This window comes from Pseudomonas sp. GM33 (genome assembly GCF_000282295.1).
Lineage (GTDB): Bacteria > Pseudomonadota > Gammaproteobacteria > Pseudomonadales > Pseudomonadaceae > Aquipseudomonas > Aquipseudomonas laurylsulfatiphila.
The window spans coordinates 21,441-39,901 of sequence record NZ_AKJO01000073.1 but is presented as its reverse complement, the minus strand read 5'-3'; the positions used below and the strand labels follow the sequence as shown (position 1 = coordinate 39,901).

6 protein-coding genes are annotated in these 18,461 nt (G+C 63.2%); 2 read left to right on the top strand and 4 right to left on the bottom strand.

All coding sequences use genetic code 11. The features are described 5' to 3' along the window. Positions 1-116 precede the first annotated feature (116 nt). Positions 117-665 (bottom strand): RNA polymerase factor sigma-70, encoded by a 549-nt coding sequence (locus PMI26_RS18625; protein WP_007973443.1) that lies wholly within the window; start codon positions 663-665, stop codon positions 117-119. Positions 666-1,047: 382 nt separating this feature from the next. Here PMI26_RS18625 and PMI26_RS18630 point away from each other — a divergent pair, with 382 nt between their 5' ends. Together PMI26_RS18630 and PMI26_RS18635 are read left to right on the top strand one after the other, a co-directional pair. Continuing rightward, entirely contained in the window at positions 1,048-14,046 is a 12,999-nt protein-coding gene (locus PMI26_RS18630) for a non-ribosomal peptide synthetase (protein ID WP_007973442.1), read from the top strand. A gap of 198 nt (positions 14,047-14,244) precedes the next feature. After that, complete coding sequence (locus PMI26_RS18635) at positions 14,245-15,063, top strand: alpha/beta fold hydrolase (protein WP_007973441.1); 819 nt, start codon at positions 14,245-14,247, stop codon at positions 15,061-15,063. 63 nt (positions 15,064-15,126) lie between these two features. On the opposite strand, the gene dsbG is transcribed toward PMI26_RS18635, so the two are convergent. The 3 genes from dsbG to dsbD are packed head-to-tail and all read right to left on the bottom strand — an operon-like array spanning position 15,127 to position 18,460. Next, positions 15,127-15,894, bottom strand: coding sequence for a thiol:disulfide interchange protein DsbG (gene dsbG, locus PMI26_RS18640; RefSeq protein WP_007973440.1), 768 nt, complete (start codon positions 15,892-15,894; stop codon positions 15,127-15,129). After that, a complete protein-coding gene (locus tag PMI26_RS18645) occupies positions 15,870-16,724 on the bottom strand; it encodes a TlpA disulfide reductase family protein (protein WP_007973439.1) in 855 nt (284 codons plus the stop codon). Before PMI26_RS18645 ends, dsbG begins: the two co-directional genes overlap by 25 nt. Continuing rightward, positions 16,724-18,460, bottom strand: a complete 1,737-nt coding sequence (dsbD, locus tag PMI26_RS18650; RefSeq protein ID WP_007973436.1) for a protein-disulfide reductase DsbD — start codon at positions 18,458-18,460, stop codon at positions 16,724-16,726. Before dsbD ends, PMI26_RS18645 begins: the two co-directional genes overlap by 1 nt. Position 18,461: the final 1 nt, after the last annotated feature.

The following is an 18,461-nucleotide window of genomic DNA, read 5'->3' as shown; positions in this document are numbered from 1 at the left end:
TCAAGCTCTGTATAGACCTTGAGTCCGCTATCGCGAGCAAGCTCGCTCCTACAGGGTGTGTGCTGAATCTGTGGGAGCGGGCTTGCTCGCGAAGGGAGCGACGCAGATTTCAGATCTTAGTGGCGAGCGGCTATATCGCCACGATTCCCCGACACCTTGCGGCAGTGCACCAGCGCATCGCGAATCATGAAGTTCACCAGGGTCGGCGAGACGCCGAGTTCCTTGGCGATGTCTTTTTGCGGTACGCCGTGCAGGCGATACATCTCGAAGGCGTAGCGGGTGCGGCTCGGCAATTCGGTCAACGCATCGGCAATGTGCTCCAGCGTCGAGAAATTGATATGCGAGGTTTCCGGTGACGCACCCTGGATCACCACATTCAGCCCTTCCTCTTCAGGGCCGGAATACTTCTGCTCCAGCGCCTGCTTGCGGTAGTGGTCGATCGCCAGGTTGCGCACGATCTGGAACAGGTAGCTGAGCTGGGCCTTGATCGAACTGGTGATGGGCGGGGCCGATTGCAACCGGAAGAACGCGTCCTGCACAACATCTTCGGCACGTGAGCGGCAACCGGTAATACGGGCTGCGATCTTCACCAGAATCAGTCGATTATCGACGAATGCCTGAAGTAGCGGTGTATCGCACCTGCTTGTGGATACTGGTTCCATCATGGAAATCACCTTGCTGCAAAAGGTTAGTGGGACGGGGATAAACCGGGGGGCCGTCCTGCACAATCGAGCGACAAATTAGGCTTAATGATAATTATTGTCAAATGAGAAAAGGAATTGATGCGCGGCAATAGGGCAGAGTGCGAACTGCGACACATTGACGCCCCTTCAGCCCGCCTGGCGCTGCAACCTGGCGACTAATTATTTCAAGACGTCATCCGTTCTCATTGGTGAATTGCACAGCGCAACCCTCATCACCCCGTAGGAGCTAGCTCGCTCGCGATGGTCGTCAACGATGACGATGGGCGCCTGACACCCCGCGGTGTTCTCCGGATTTTCGCGAGCAGGCTCGCTCCTACCAAGCCGAATTCAGGCAGGAAACCTCATGACCGACGCATTCGAACTCCCCAGCACAATGGTCCAAGCCCTTCAGCGCCGCGCGGCCCTGACGCCGGATCGGGTGGCGCTGCGTTTTCTTGCCGAGACCCAGGAACAGGCTGTGGTGCTCAATTATCGCGAACTGGATCAGCGGGCGCGGATGATTGCCGGCGCCTTGCAGGCTCAAGCGGATGTTGGCGACCGCGCCGTGCTGTTGTTCCCCAGCGGCCCGGATTACGTCGCGGCGTTCTTCGGTTGCCTGTACGCCGGGGTGATCGCGGTGCCGGCCTACCCGCCGGAGTCGACGCGCCGTCATCACCAGGAACGCCTGCTGTCGATCATCAGCGATGCCCAACCGCGCCTGCTGCTGACCAGTGCCGGGCTGCGCGATGCATTGCAGTCAATCGAAGGGGCGCCGCCGTTGCTGTGTGTCGACACCCTCGACGGCGCACTGGCCGAACGCTGGGTCGCGGCGGATTTGCAGGACGATCACATCGCCTTCCTGCAATACACCTCCGGCTCCACCGCGCTGCCCAAGGGCGTGCAGGTCAGCCACGGCAATCTGGTCGCCAACGAATTGCTGATTCGTCACGGCTTCGGCATCGACCTCAACCCCGACGATGTAATCGTCAGCTGGCTGCCGCTGTATCACGACATGGGCCTGATCGGCGGCTTGCTGCAGCCGATTTTCAGCGGCGTGCCTTGCGTGTTGATGTCGCCGGCGTACTTCCTCGGCCGGCCGTTGCGCTGGCTGGAAGCGATCAGCGAGTACGGTGGCACCATCAGCGGCGGGCCGGATTTTGCTTATCGCCTGTGCAGCGAGCGGGTCAGCGAGTCGGCCCTGCAACGGCTTGACCTGAGTGGCTGGCGCGTGGCGTATTCCGGTTCCGAACCGATTCGCCTCGACACCCTGGAACGCTTTGCCGAGAAGTTCGCGACCTGCGGTTTCACTGCGGACAGTTTCATGGCCTCTTACGGTCTGGCCGAAGCCACCTTGTTTGTGGCCGGCACAGCACGTGGCGAAGGCATCGGCAACCTGCGGGTGGACGATCAGGCCCTGGCGCAGAACCGGGTGGAAGCGGGCGAGGGCAGCCCGATCATGAGTTGTGGCATCAGCCAGCCGGCTCACGCGGTGCTGATCGTCGACCCGGTCTCGCTCAGCGAACAGGCCGACAACACCGTCGGCGAAGTTTGGGCCAGCGGGCCGAGCATCGCCCTCGGTTATTGGCGCAACCCTGAGGCGTCCGCCAGGACGTTTGTGCGGCACGCCGGCCAGACCTGGCTGCGAACCGGTGACTTGGGTTTCGTGCGCAACGGCGAGCTGTTCATCACCGGCCGCCTGAAGGACATGCTGATCGTGCGCGGGCACAACCTGTACCCGCAGGACATCGAACAGACCGTCGAGCGCGAAGTGGAAGTGGTACGCAAGGGCCGCGTTGCCGCCTTTGCTGTCACGGTCGGTGGTCAGGAGGGCATCGGCATCGCCGCCGAAATCAGCCGCAGCGTGCAGAAAATCCTGCCGCCCGAGGCCCTGATCAAAGCCATTCGCCAGGCCGTCGCCGAGGCGTATCAGGAAGCACCGAGCATGGTGGTGCTGCTCAATCCGGGCGCGCTGCCCAAGACGTCCAGCGGCAAACTGCAACGCTCGGCGTGCCGCAGTCGACTGGTGGACGGCAGCCTCGACAGCTACGCGGTGTTCCCGTCGGCCAGCGTCGAAAGTGCAAGCCAGGTCGAGTCGGGCTCTGAGCTGCAAAGCCTGATCGGTCGGATCTGGTGCGAGCAATTGCAGGTCGGGCAAGTGGGCGCCGACGATCATTTCTTCCTGCTCGGCGGCAACTCCATTGCAGCGACGCAAGTGGTGGCGCGTCTGCGTGAGGCGCTGGGGCTGGAGTTGAACCTGCGCCTGCTGTTCGAAGCCCCGACCCTCGGCGCCTTCGCCGATGCCGTGGCCCGCCGGCAACAGGACGGTGGCCTGGCCCAGGGCGCGATCACGGCGCTGTCGCGCCAGCAACCGATGCCGCAATCGCTGGCACAAAACCGTTTGTGGATCACCTGGCAACTCGACCCCCACAGCAGCGCCTACAACATTCCGGGTGTCTTGCGCTTGCGTGGCGAGCTGGACGAGGACGCATTGCGCACCAGTTTCCAGCAGTTGATCGAGCGCCACGAATCCCTGCGCACACGCTTCTTCGAGCGTGATGGCGTGGCCCTGCAGCAGGTCACTGCGGGTGCCGAGTTCAACCTGCAAATGATCGACATCAGCGATCTGCCGGCTGCCGAGCGTGAGGCCCGTGCACTGCAAATCCGTGAGGACGAGGCGCGTACCCAGTTCGATCTGGAGAAAGGCCCGCTGTTGTGGGTGACGCTGGTTCGCTTCGACGACGAAGACCATCAGTTGTTGGTGACGATGCACCACATCATTGCGGACGGCTGGTCGCTGAATGTGCTGATCGACGAGTTTTCGCGCCTGTATGCGGCGGCCTCCCAGGGCCAGCAAGCGCTGCTGGCGCCATTGCCGACGCAGTACGCCGATTACGCCAGCTGGCAGCGCCAATGGCTGGCGCAAGGGGAGGGCGAGCGGCAACTGGCCTACTGGAAAGCCCGTTTGGGCGATGAGCATCCGACCCTGAGCCTGGCCACCGATCATCCCCGCTCCGCCCAACAACTGCACAGCGCCGCCCGCCATACCCTGCGACTGGGTGCGGCCCTCAGCGATGGGATTCGCCAGACCGCCCAGGCCCACGATTCGACCTCCTTCATGTTGCTGCTCGCCGCGTTCCAGGCCTTGCTGCATCGCTACAGCGGTCAGCGTGACATCCGCATCGGCGTGCCGAACGCCAACCGTCCGCGTCTGGAAACCCAGGGCCTGATCGGCTTTTTCATCAACACCCAGGTGCTGCGCGCCGAGGTGGATTCGCGGCTGCCGTTCACCGAACTGCTGGGGCAAACCCGTCAGGCAGCGCTGGGTGCGCAAGCGCATCAGGACTTGCCGTTCGAACAACTGCTTGAAGCCTTCCCGCAGGCCCGTGAACAGGGTTTGTTCCAAGTCATGTTCAACCACCAGCAGCGCGACCTCAGTGCCTTGAAGCGTCTGCCGGGGTTGCTGGCCGAAGAGCTGCCGTGGCACAGCCGGGAAGCCAAGTTCGATCTGCAACTGCACAGTGAAGAAGATCGCAACGGTCGCCTGAGCCTGTCCTTCGACTACGCCAGCGAGTTGTTCGATGCGGCGACCATCGAGCGCCTGTCCGGGCATTTCGTCAACCTGTTGCGTGAAGTGTGCGAGCGTCCGCAAACGGCCCTCGGCGATCTGCAGCTGCTCACTGAGCCTGAGCACAACCAGCAAGCGAACTGGTCCGTTGCACCCTGCACACCGGCCAGTCAATGGCTGCCGGAACGGCTTGACCAACAAGCCCGATTGACCCCGCAGCGCACGGCACTGCTGTGGGACGGCGGTCAGCTGGACTTCGCCGGACTGCACACCCAGGCCAACCGTCTGGCCCACTACCTGCGCGACAAGGGCGTCGGCCCGGACGTCTGCGTGGCCATTGCCTGCGAGCGTTCGCCGCAACTGCTGATCGGCCTGCTGGCGATTATCAAGGCCGGTGGTGCCTATGTACCGCTGGATCCGGACTACCCGGCCGAGCGCCTGTCCTACATGCTCAGCGACAGCGGTGTCCAATTGCTGCTGACGCAAACCGGGTTGCTCGATCGTTTGCCGGCCAGCCAGGGCGTCAGTGTGATTGCCATGGACACCTTGCACCTGGACAACTGGCCAAGCCAGGCGCCGGGCTTGCATCTGCAAGGCGACAACCTCGCCTATGTGATTTACACCTCGGGATCGACCGGTCAACCCAAAGGCGTCGGCAACACCCACGCGGCGCTGTCCGAGCGCCTGCAATGGATGCAGCAAACCTATCAGTTGAACGAAGCCGACGTACTGATGCAAAAGGCGCCGATCAGTTTCGACGTGTCGGTGTGGGAGTGCTTCTGGCCGCTGATCACCGGCAGTCGCCTATTGCTTGCCGGCCCCGGCGAACACCGTGATCCCGATCGCATCGCGCAGCTTGTGCAAGCGTACGGGGTGACCACGCTGCACTTCGTGCCCCCGCTGCTTTCGTTGTTCATCGACGAACCGCTCAGCGCGCAATGCTCCAGCCTGCGCCGCGTATTCTCCGGCGGCGAAGCCTTGCCGGCGGAGCTGCGCAACCGCGTGCTGGCGCAACTGCCGGCCGTACAGTTGCACAACCGCTACGGTCCGACCGAAACCGCGATCAACGTCACCCATTGGCCGTGCTCCAGCGCTGATGGCGAACGCTCGCCGATTGGCCGGCCACTGGGCAATGTGATCTGCCGTGTGCTCGACAGCGAGCTCAATCCGGTGCCGGCCGGTGTACCGGGTGAGTTGTGCATCAGTGGCAGCGGTCTGGCGCGTGGCTACTTGGGCCGCCCGGGGCTGACTGCCGAGCGTTTTGTCGTCGACCCATTGGACGAGCACGGCGCGCGTCTGTACCGCACCGGAGATCGTGCACGCTGGACTGGCGATGGCGTGATCGAGTATCTCGGTCGCCTCGATCAGCAGGTCAAGCTGCGCGGCTTCCGTGTCGAGCCGCAGGAAATCGAAGCCCGTCTGCTGGCGCAGGAGGGTGTCGCCCAAGCGGTGGTGCTGGTGCGCGAAACGGCGGCGGGTGGACAACTGATCGGTTACTTCACCACCACCGATACTGCTGAGTCCGTCGATGCGCAAACGACTCGCCTGAAAGCGGCGCTGACGGCGCAGCTGCCGGAATACATGGTCCCGGCCCAGCTGATGCGTCTGGACCAAATGCCCCTCGGCCCGAGCGGCAAACTCGACCGTCGTGCCTTGCCGGAACCGCAGTGGCAGGTTCGCGAACACGTTGAGCCCGTGACCGAACTGGAGCAACAGATCGCCGGCATCTGGCGCGAAGTGCTGGGCCTGACGCCAGTCGGCCTGCGCGATGATTTCTTTGCCCTCGGCGGCCACTCGCTGCTGGCCACGCAAATCATCTCCCGCACCCGTCAGGCCTGTGACGTCGAGTTGCCGCTGCGGGCGCTGTTCGAACACAGCGAACTGGGTGCATTTGCCGAACAGGTCCGCTTGATCCAGGCCAGCGGCAGCACCAATAAACAGCCGCCGATTGAAACAATCGACCGCCGCCAGGCGGTGCCGCTGTCCTATTCTCAGCAGCGCATGTGGTTCCTCTGGCAGATGGAGCCGGACAGCCCGGCCTACAACGTCGGTGGCATGGCGCGGCTACGCGGCGTGCTGGATGTCGCGCGTTTCGAAGCGGCGCTGCAAGCCTTGATCATGCGCCATGAAACCCTGCGCACGACGTTCCCGAGCGTTGGCGGCGTCGCTCGCCAACAGGTGCACATGGAGACCGGCGTGCGCATGGCGTGGAAGGATTTCACCGCGCTGGATGCCGAAGGCCGTGAGTGGCAGGTCCAGCAACTGGCCGACGACGAAGCGCACCAGCCGTTTGATCTGGAAGCCGGACCGCTGCTGCGTGCCTGCCTGGTCAAGACTGCCGAGCAGGAACACTACTTCGTTCTGACCCTGCACCACATCGTCACCGAAGGCTGGGCGATGGACATCTTTGCCCGGGAACTCAGCGCGCTGTACGAAGCCTTTGTCGACGACCGTGAGTCGCCGCTCGCGCCGTTGCCGGTGCAGTACCTGGATTACAGCGTGTGGCAGCGTCAGTGGCTGGAGTCGGGCGAGCGTCAGCGTCAGCTCGATTACTGGACCACGCAACTGGGCCATGAGCATCCGCTGCTGGAGTTGCCGGCCGACCGTCCGCGCCCGCCGGTACAAAGCCATCAGGGTGAGCTGTATCGCTTTGACCTGAGCGACGAGCTCGCGGCACGGGTCCGCGCCTTCAATGCACAACATGGCCTGACCCTGTTCATGACCATGACTGCCGCACTGGCGACCCTGTTGTACCGCTATAGCGGCCAGACCGATCTGCGCATCGGCGCACCTGTGGCCAACCGCATTCGTCCGGAAAGCGAAGGGCTGATCGGTGCATTCCTCAACACCCAGGTGCTGCGCTGCCAGCTCGACGGGCAGATGTCTGTCGGCGAGCTGTTCGAGCAGGTGCGGCACACGGTGATCGAAGGCCAGTCCCATCAGGACCTGCCATTCGATCATCTGGTGGAAGCCCTGCAACCGCCACGCAGCGCGGCGTACAACCCGTTGTTCCAGGTGATGTGCAACGTGCAGCGTTGGGAGTTCCAGCAAAGCCGCACTCTGGCCGGGATGACGGTCGAGTACCTGGCCAACGATGCCCGCGCGACCAAGTTCGACCTCAACCTGGAAGTCACCGACCTCGACCATCGCCTGGGTTGCTGCCTGACCTACAGCACCGATCTGTTCGACGAACCGCGCATCGCCCGCATGGCCGGGCATTGGCGCAACCTGCTGGAGGCGCTGATTGCCGATCCGCAACAACGCTTGAGCGAACTGCCGCTGCTGGCGTCCGGCGAGCAACAGCTTCTGCTCGACAGCCTCGGCGTCGAGCCGGGCGAGCATCGGCTGGATCAGTGCATCCATCACCTGTTCGCCGAACAGGCCCTGCTGCGCCAGGACGCGCCGGCCCTGACCTTCGCCGGGCAGACCCTGAGCTACGCCGAACTCGATAGCCGTGCCAACCGCCTGGCCTGGATGCTGCGCGAACGTGGTGTCGGCCCCCAGGTTCGTGTGGGCCTGGCACTCGAGCGTTCGCTGGAAATGGTGGTCGGCCTGTTGGCGATCCTCAAGGCGGGCGGCGCCTATGTGCCGCTGGATCCGGAATACCCGCTGGACCGCTTGCACTACATGATCGAAGACAGCGGTATTGGTTTGCTGCTCAGCGATGCGGCGATGTTCAAGGCCCTCGGCGAGTTGCCGGCGACCGTCGGCCGCTGGTGTCTTGAAGAAGACGCCGCTGCGCTGGCCCATTTCCCGGCCAGCGAGCTGCCATCGATCAGTCTGGCGCAGCATCAGGCCTACCTGATCTACACCTCGGGCTCGACCGGGAAACCGAAAGGCGTGGTGGTGTCCCACGGTGAAATCGCCATGCATTGCCGCGCGGTGATCGAGCGTTTCGGCATGCGCTCCGACGACTGCGAGCTGCACTTCTATTCGATCAACTTCGACGCCGCCACCGAGCGGTTGCTGGTGCCGCTGCTCAGTGGCGCGCACGTGGTGTTGCGAGCGCAAGGGCAGTGGGACGCGGAAGAAATCTGCGGCCTGATCCGTCGTCATCAAATTAGCGTACTCGGTTTCACGCCGAGCTACGGCAGCCAGTTGGCGCAATGGCTGGCGACCCAGGATCAGACCCTGCCGGTGCGCATGATCATCACCGGCGGCGAAGCGCTGACCGGTGAGCACCTGGCGCGTATTCGTGCAGCGTTCCAGCCGAGCCGGTTCTTCAACGCCTACGGCCCGACCGAGACCGTGGTCATGCCGCTGGCCAGCCTTGCGCCTGAAGTGCTGGAAGAGGGCGCCGGCAGCGTCCCGATCGGCAGTGTGATCGGCGACCGCGTGGCCTACATTCTCGACGCCGACCTGGCGTTGGTGCCACAAGGCGCGACGGGCGAGTTGTACGTCGGTGGCGCGGGTCTGGCTCTGGGGTATCACCAGCGTCCGGGCATGACAGCGGAGCGCTTTGTGGCCGATCCGTTTGCTGCCGATGGCGGGCGTATCTACCGCACCGGTGACCTGGTGCGCCAGTGTGCAGATGGCCTGGTGGAATACCTTGGACGCATCGACCATCAAGTGAAGATTCGCGGATTCCGCATCGAGCTCGGTGAAATCGAAACCCGCCTGCTGGACCATGATGCAGTCCGTGAGGCGGTCGTGTTGGCGCTTGACGCACCGAGCGGCAAGCAACTGGTCGGCTATCTGGTGACGGATGTCGCCGAACAGGGCGAAGCGCAGCAATCGATGTTGCGCGAAGCCCTCAAGGCGCATCTGAAATCGCAACTGCCGGATTACATGGTGCCCACGCACCTGATCCTGCTGGCGAGCATGCCGTTGACCGGCAACGGTAAGCTCGACCGCCGCGCGCTCCCGGCACCGGACCCGGAGCTGAATCGCCAAGACTACGTGGCACCAAGCAACGAGCTCGAAGTCACGCTGGCGCAGATCTGGTGCGACGTGCTGAACGTCGAGCAGGTCGGTCTCAACGACAACTTCTTCGAACTGGGCGGCGACTCGATTCTGTCGATCCAGGTGGTCAGCCGGGCGCGGCAGCAAGGCATTCACTTCAGCCCTCGCGACCTGTTCCAGCACCAGACCGTGCAGACCCTGGCCGCCGTGGCCACCCGTAGCGAGCAGGTCAACGCCGAGCAGGGCTTGATCATGGGCGAGTCGCGCCTGACACCCATCCAGCACTGGTTCTTCGACACCGATATCGCGCAACGCCAACACTGGAACCAGGCGTTGTTGTTGCAACCGACGGTGGTGCTGGAATCTCATCGTCTGGAGCAAGCCTTGTTGGCGGTGATCGAACAGCACGACGCCCTGCGCCTGCGCTTTGACAAGGTTACCGGCCAGTGGCAGGCCTTGCACCAGCCGGTTTCCGATGCGCCGGTGTTGTGGCAAGTGCGTGTTTCGTCCATGGATAAATGCGCGGCCTTGTTCGCCGATGCCCAGCGCAGTCTCGACCTTGAACAAGGCCCGTTGCTGCGTGTGTTGCTGGTCGACGGCCCTGAAGGCCAGCAACGCTTGTTTATCGCCATTCACCACTTGGTGGTGGATGGTGTGTCGTGGCGGGTGCTGCTCGATGACCTGCAAACCGTGTATCGCCAACTGGAGGCGCGGCAGTCGGTGAAACTGCCAGCGAAAACCAGCGCCTTCAAGGACTGGGCAGCACGCTTGCAGGCCTACGCCGGCAGTGAGTCCCTGCGCGAAGAGCTGGGCTGGTGGCAGGCGCAACTGGCCGGGCCAAGTGCCGATTTGCCCTGCGATCACCCTGAAGGCGGGCGGCAAAACCGTCATGCGCAAACCGTCAGCGTGCGTCTCGACAGCGAGCGTACGCGGCAGTTGCTGCAACAGGCGCCAAGTGCCTATCGCACCCAGGTCAACGACTTGCTGTTGACCGCTTTGGCCCGCGTGCTGTGTCGCTGGAACGGTCAGCCATCGGCGCTGATTCAGCTGGAAGGTCACGGCCGCGAAGCGCTGTTCGACGACATCGACCTGACCCGCACTGTGGGCTGGTTTACCAGTGCTTATCCGCTGCGCCTGACGCCGTCGAACATCGAAGAAGCCGCCGGGCAGGGCGCGTCGATCAAGGCGATCAAGGAACAGCTGCGTGCCGTGCCGCACAAGGGCCTGGGTCATGGCGTGCTGCGTTACCTCGCCGATGAGCCGAGTCGCCACAGCATGGCGGCGTTGCCGCAGGCACCGATCACCTTCAACTACCTCGGCCAGTTCGACCAGAGCTTCGGCGCGGACGCGCTGTTCCATCCACTGGATGAAGCCATCGGCGCGGCCCACGATGCCCATGCACCGTTGCCCAACGAGCTGAGCGTGGACAGTCAGGTGTATGGCGGTGAACTGGTATTGCGCTGGACGTTCAGCGCCGAGCGCTTCGATCCGTCAACCATCGGCGAGTTGGCCGATGCCTACCTCGGTGAGTTGAGCAGTCTGATCGAGCATTGCCTGCGCGACGACGCCGGTGGCCTGACGCCGTCGGACTTCCCGCTGGCGCAGCTCAATCAGACGCAACTGGATGCGCTGCCGGTGCCGGCCGCCGCTATCGAAGACGTCTACCCGTTGACCCCGATGCAGGAAGGCATGCTGTTGCACACCTTGCTGGAACCGGGCACCGGCCTGTACTACATGCAGGACCGCTACCGCATCAACAGCGAGCTGGATCCGCAGCGTTTCGCCCAGGCCTGGCAAGCCGTCGTCGCCCGCCACGAAGCGTTGCGCGCGTCGTTCTGCTGGAACGTCGGCGAGGACATGCTGCAGGTGATCCACAAACCGGGCAGCACACCGATCGAGTACCTCGACTGGCGTGATATCGCCGAAGCCGAGCAAGAACCGAAGCTGCAAACCTTGCTCAAGACCGAACGCGAAGCCGGGTTCGATCTGCTCAACCAGGCGCCGTTCCACTTGCGTTTGATCCGTGTGGACGCCGCGCGCTACTGGTTCATGATGAGCAACCACCACATCCTCATCGATGCCTGGTGCCGCTCGCTGCTGATGAACGATTTCTTCGAGATCTACAGCGCCCTCGGCGAAGGCCGGGAAGCGCAGCTCGGGCCTGTGTCGCGTTATCGCGACTACATTGGCTGGCTGCAACGCCAGAGCCTGGACGAAGCGCGGCAATGGTGGAAAACCAACCTGCAGGGGTTTGAGCGGACCACGCCGATCCCGAGCGACCGGCCGTTCCTGCGCGAACATGCCGGCGACAGTGGCGGCATGGTCGTTGGCGACCGCTACACCAGGCTCGATGCCCGTGACGGTGCGCAATTGCGCGAACTGGCCCAGGCCCATCAACTGACCATCAACACCTTCGCCCAGGCGGCGTGGGCGCTGGTGCTGCGGCGCTTGAGCGGTGATCGCGACGTGCTGTTCGGCGTCACCGTGGCCGGGCGTCCGGTGGAGATGCCGCAGATGCAGCGCACTGTCGGCCTGTTCATCAACAGCATTGCGCTGCGGGTGAAGATGCCCGAGGACGGTCAGCGATGCAGCGTGCGCCAGTGGCTCAGCGGTCTGCTCGACAACAACATGCAACTGCGTGAATACGAATACCTGCCCCTGGTGAACATCCAGGAGCAAAGCGAGCTGCCCAAGGGGCAGCCGCTGTTCGACAGCCTGTTCGTGTTCGAAAACGCCCCGGTGGAAGTCTCGGTGCTGGACCGTGCGCAGAGCCTCAACGCGACCTCGGATTCGGGCCGGACCCACACCAATTTCCCGCTGACGGCGGTGTGCTATCCGGGTGATGACCTGGGCTTGCACCTGTCCTACGACCAGCGCTACTTCGATGAAGCCACGGTCGAGCGCATGCTCGGCGAGTTCAAGCGTTTGCTGCTGGCGCTGGTGGAAGGTTTCCATGGCGACATGGCGGAGCTGCCGTTGCTGGGAGCCGAGGAGCAGGACTTCCTCCTCCATGGCTGCAACAAGAGCGAACACGAGTATCCGCTGGAGCAGAGCTACGTTTCATTGTTTGAGACGCAGGTCGCCCGACACCCGCAGCGCATTGCCGCCAGTTGTCTTGACCGTCAGTACAGTTATTCGGAGCTGAATCAGCGCAGTAACCGCCTCGGTCATGCGTTGATCGCCGCCGGTGTCGGACGCGATCAACCGGTGGCATTGCTGGCCGAACGCAGTCTCGATTTGCTCGGCATGATCATCGGCAGCTTCAAGGCCGGCGCGGGTTACCTGCCGCTGGACCCGGGCCTGCCGAGCCAGCGTCTGAGCCGGATCATCGAACTGAGCCGCACGCCACTGCTGGTGTGCACGCAAGCGTGCCGTGAACAGGCGCAGGCCTTGCTCGACGAGTTCGGCTGCGCCGGCCGGCCACGGCTGCTGGTCTGGGAGGAGGTGCAGGCCCTTGCGCTGTCGACGGAAAATCCCGGCATCTACAGCGGCCCGGACCACCTGGCCTATGTGATCTACACCTCCGGCTCCACCGGTTTGCCCAAAGGCGTGATGGTCGAGCAGCGCGGCATGCTCAATAACCAATTGAGCAAAGTGCCGTACCTGAACCTGAGCGACGCCGACGTGATCGCCCAGACCGCCTCGCAAAGCTTCGACATTTCCGTGTGGCAGTTCCTCGCCGCGCCGCTGTTCGGCGCACGGGTGGACATCGTGCCGAACACCATCGCCCACGATCCGCAGGGTTTGCTGGCGCATGTGGCGGCCCAGGGCATCACCGTGCTGGAAAGCGTACCGTCGCTGATCCAGGGCATGCTCGCCCAGGAGCGTATGAGCCTCGACGGCCTGCGCTGGATGCTGCCGACCGGTGAGGCGATGCCGCCGGAGCTGGCGCATCAATGGTTGCTGCGTTATCCGCAGATCGGCCTGGTGAATGCCTACGGTCCGGCGGAGTGCTCGGATGATGTGGCGTTCTTCCGTGTCGACCTGGCCTCGACTCGTGGCAGCTATTTGCCGATCGGTACGCCGACCGACAATAACCGGTTGTATGTGCTCGATGGCGCACTGGAAATGGTGCCGCTGGGTGCTGTGGGTGAACTGTGTGTCGCCGGCACCGGGGTCGGCCGCGGTTATGTCAGCGACCCGCTGCGCACGGCCCCGGTGTTTGTACCGAACCCGTTCGGTGCACCGGGTGAGCGCCTGTATCGCACCGGCGACCTGGCGCGCCGTCGCAGCGATGGCGTGCTGGAGTACGTGGGGCGCATCGACCATCAGGTGAAGATTCGCGGCTACCGCATCGAGTTGGGTGAAATCGAGGCTCGCCTGCATGAACAACCGGAAGTCCGCGATGCGGCGGTGGGTGTGCAGGAAGGGGCGAATGGCAAGCATCTGGTGGGCTATCTGGTCGCGGCGCAGGTGGAGTTGAGTTCGGCCGAGGGATTGGAGCGGATCAAGCAACGCCTGCGCGCCGAATTGCCGGAATACATGGTGCCGCTGCACTGGTTGTGGCTGGACAAGATGCCGCTCAACGCCAACGGCAAACTGGACCGCAAGGCCCTGCCGGCGCTGGAGATCGGCCAGATGCAGAGCCAGGATTACCAGGCCCCGCGCAATGACCTGGAGCAGACCCTGGCGGACATTTGGGCTGAGGTACTGAAGGTCGAGAAGGTGGGGGTTCGCGACAATTTCTTCGAATTGGGCGGGCATTCGCTGCTGGCCACGCAGATCGCCTCACGGGTGCAGAAAACCCTGCAACGGGACGTGCCGTTGCGGGCGATGTTCGAGTGCAGCACGGTGGAGGAGTTGGCCGGGTACATCGACGGATTGGCGGCCAGCGAGATCACCGAGGAGAAGGTGGATCGCCTGAATGACCTGATGGCGGAGCTGGAGGGGTTGTAGATCTCCAGCGGCTGTACCGGCCTCATCGCGGGCAAGCCCGCTCCCACAGGTTTGGTGGTGTACTCATGAACACCTGAAACCCTGTGGGAGCGGGCTTGCCCGCGAAGGCGGTGGTACAAACGCATACATTCTCGCGATTGACTGTGATCCGTGAGCCGCTCAGTCTTCGGGCTCCCTTTTTGCTCGCGGAGACAGTCGATGCCCTTCGTAACGATAGACGGACAAGCCCTTCACTACATCGATCAAGGCACTGGCCCCGCTGTACTGCTGGCCGGCAGTTACCTGTGGGACCAGGGCATGTGGGCGCCGCAGATTGCCGCGCTGGCGCAACAGTATCGTGTGATAGCCCTGGACCTGTGGGGGCACGGTCAATCCGGGCCGTTGCCTGTCGGCACTGTATCGCTGGATGACCTGGCGCGTCAGGCATTGGTCTTGCTCGATCATCTGGACATCGAGCGGGTCACGCTGGTCGGTTTGTCGGTCGGTGGCATGTGGGGAACGCGCCTGGCCTTATCGGCTGCACACCGGATCAACGGGCTGGTGCTGATGGACACCTACGTCGGTGCTGAACCTGAGCCGACTCGCCAGTATTACTTTTCACTGTTGAAGCAGATCGAAGAGGCGGGTGTCATCACTCCTGCGCTGCTGGATATCGTGGTGCCGATCTTCTTTCGCCCCGGTATCGACCCGCAATCAGCGCTGTACCGGAACTTCCGTGCGGCGTTGGCTGCCTTGCCCGCTGGTCGCCTGCGTGAAAGCATCGTGCCGATGGGGCGCATTACCTTTGGTCGTGATGACTGTATGAACCGGCTGGGCGAGCTGGACGCTGCCAGCACTCTGGTGATGTGCGGTGATCAGGACATCCCGCGTCCGCCGGAGGAAGCCCGTGAAATGGCTGAGTTGATTGGCTGCCCGTGGGTACTGGTGCCGGAGGCGGGGCATATTTCCAGCCTGGAGAATCCGCAGTTTGTCAGTCAGGCGCTGCTGGAGTTTTTGGCTGAGCGCAATCCGGCGTAGGTTTTTCGAAAAAAGATCGCAGCCCTGTAGGAGCTGCCGAAGGCTGCGATCTTTTGATCTTGCTTACTTGGGCCCGAGAATCTTCACCAGCTTGTCCGGTGACGGCGCGCCTTGCTGTTGTTGCAGATTACCCTTGTCGTCCATGTAGAAAATCGCCGGGGTCGCCTGCAACTCCAGCTCTTCCATCAATTGCATGTTGGCCGCGAACTTTGCCTGAATTGCTGGCGGCACTTCCTTCAAGGCCTTGAGCGAGCTGGCCTTGCCGGCGGCTTCGTGATCCTGCAGGGCTTTTTCCGGGTCTTTGGCGGCGAGCAGTGCGGCGGATTTCCCCGGGCTGTCCTCGCGGATAATGCCCACCATGATGTGGCGCAACTGCACCTTGCCGGCCTTGACCCACGGCCGGGCCTGTTCCCAGAACATGTTGCAGTACGGACAGTTCGGGTCACTGAACAGGTACACCACGCGCGGCGCATCCTTCTTGCCGTCGCCGATCCAGTTGCTGGTTTCGAACTTGGCCCAGACTTCCTTGGCCATCGGCGCATACACCAGTTTCTGCAATGGCGCGCTGCTCAGGTCGTTACCCTCGGCGTCATACAGGTTGCCCAGCAACACGTGTTTGCCATCCGGGGTCAGGTACAGCGCCATGCCGCGGCCCTGGTATTGCGCGGCATACCCGCGCAAGCCGTCAGGGGCGTCGAACTGGCCGACGATTTTCGCGCCCTTGGCCTCGATTTTCCTGATCGCGTCGGGCAACTCTTCGGCCTGCACCGATGGCAGGTGCAGCAGGGCAGCACCGAGGCTCAGGGTCAGCAGGTGGCGGAGGCGGGGCATGGCAGTTTCCTTGAAGAGGTGGCGGGTACGGTGTCGAAGTTTTCCAGTGCGCGAGCCAGGCTGGCGTTTGACAGCTCACCCAGATGGCTGCCCAGCAGGCGACCTTCGGGGCTGTAGAACAGCGTAGTCGGCAATGCCATGGAGCCGACGGCCTGGCCCAGTCGGCCGCCGCCGTCGAACAGAACGTTGGACAGGCTCAGGCCCTGGGTTTCCAGAAAGGTCGCGACACTTTGCATGCTTTCCGCCTGATTGACGAACAGGAACGTCAAGTCCGGACGTTGTTGTTGGGCGCTTTCCAGCACCGGCATTTCCCGGCGGCAGGGCGGGCACCAGGTGGCCCAGAGATTGATGACCAACGGGCCGCCCTTGTAGTCGGCCAGTTGCACGGTTTCGCCGGCGGCATTGCGCAGGGCGATTTCCGGCAGGCGGGTGCCTTGTTCATAAATCGACAGGGAGAATGTTGCCAACAACCAGAACGCCAGGCCGCTGGCCGCGCCAAAGCCCAGTGGGCGGCGCAAGCCCGGGCGACGCCAGCCGCGATACAGCGTGGCGAGCAGCACGACAATCACCCCCGGCCAGGCGAGAAAACCGCCATCGCGCAGGTCGATGATCTGCCACGGATCATTGCGGTAGTGCGCCCAATAGACCGCCACGAAGCTGATCCGGGCCGCCAGCATGCCCAGCAGAAACAGGCTGAACAGCGCGGACTCGGGGTTATCACCGCCACGCTTGGCCACCCGCCAGCCGACAAACGTGGCCAGTGCCAGCGCACTGATCAGCAGCAGGTGATTGAGCGCGATGGCAAAGGTGCCGAGGGTGAAGGTCAGCATTAACGGGCGTCTCGGGTGGTAATCCAGCGTTGCAGGAAAGTGTCGGCATCGACCTCGCCGGTGATGCGCTGGCTGCGACGTTCTTCACCGTCAGCGCCAATCCACAGCAGGCTCGGTGGCCCTGGCACTTTGTAACGGCCGAGCAACTCGCGGCTGGCGGCATTGTCGGCGGTGACGTCCAGGCGGAGCAAGCGCACATCGCTCAAGGCTTGCAGGACACTGGTTTTGCCGAAGACCTGTTTTTCCATGACCTTGCACGACACACACCAGTCAGCGTAGTAGTCCAACAGCACCCACTGGCCCTGAGCCTGCGCGGCGTCGAGCTCCCGTTGCAATGCCTGCGGATCCTTGATGGTGGTGAAGGCATCGTGGCCTACCGGCACGGCAGCCACCGCCTGGTTCGAGGCGCGGAAGACCTGCAACGGCTTGAACGGATCGTCACTGCCTCCGGCCGCCCCGATCACCAGCAGGCCGCCCCACAAACCGAGCAGCAACGAACTGGCGCCAAACAGGTGGGCAATGCGGCCGAAACCTTCCGACTGTTTCCAGGCACTGTAGGCCGTGATCAACAGCAGCGCACCGCACAAGCCGACCCACAGGGATTCGTCCAGCACCGGGCGCAGCATCAGCAACGCGGTGGCGAGGAACAGAAAGCCGAAAATGCCTTTGACCAGGTTCATCCACGCGCCCGGCTTGGGCATGAAGCGATTGCCGACGGTCACCAGCACCAACAGCGGCACGCCGATACCGATGCCCATGGCAAACAGAATCAAGCCGCCATGCAACGCGTTACCGCTTTGCGCGATGTAGAGCAGGGCACCGGCCAGTGGTGCGGTCATGCAGGGCCCGACCAGCAAACCCGACAGGGCACCCAGCACCCCGGCGCCGATCAGGCTGCCGCCGCGTTGATTGCGCGAGACGTTTTCCAGGCGATCACGCACGGCCACCGGCAGTTGCAGCTCGAAGTAGCCGAACATCGGCAGCGCCAGCAACACGAAAATCGCCGCAAAACTGCCCAGCAGCCAGGGGCTTTGCAACCAGGCTTGCAGGTTCGCCCCGAGGGAGGCTGCCAGGACACCCATGGCCGCATACACCAGCGCCATGCAGACCACGTAACTGCCTGCCAGGGCAAAACCGCGCTTGGGCGTGGCGCCGCTGCCGACGATCAACCCCGCCAGAATCGGCAGCATCGGCAATGAACAGGGGGTGAACGCCAGCAACAGGCCCAGGCCGAAGAACAGCACTAGGCTCCAGCCCAGCGCCCGCTGTTGCAGGCCGCTGGCCAGCGCCTGGTCCGGTGCTTCGTTGGCCGCGCTCTGCACACTGGTATTGCCCAGGTCCACGATCCTGGTTTGCGGTGGATAACACAAACCGGCATCGGCACAACCCTGGTAACTGACCTTGACCTGGCCGCTGGCACCCGCCGGTATCTTCAGTTCCAGACCCTGGCGGTAGACTTGTTGTTCACCGAAAAACTCGTCGCTGTGGGCTTCACCTTCCGGCAACGCAGGATGCTGCCCTACAGGCAATCCGTCGAACTTCAAGCGTTTCTGGTACAGGTAGTAGCCGTCGGTGATCTGCCAATAGAGCTGGGTTTCACCGGATTCCAGGCGTTCAGAGGTAAAGGTGAAGGCTTTATCAACCGGGAGAAATTCAGGTTTGGTGTCGAACGGACTGGTTCCCGCCTGGGCCAGGCCCGCGATCAAAAGGGTAAACAGTAAAAACAGACGATGCATG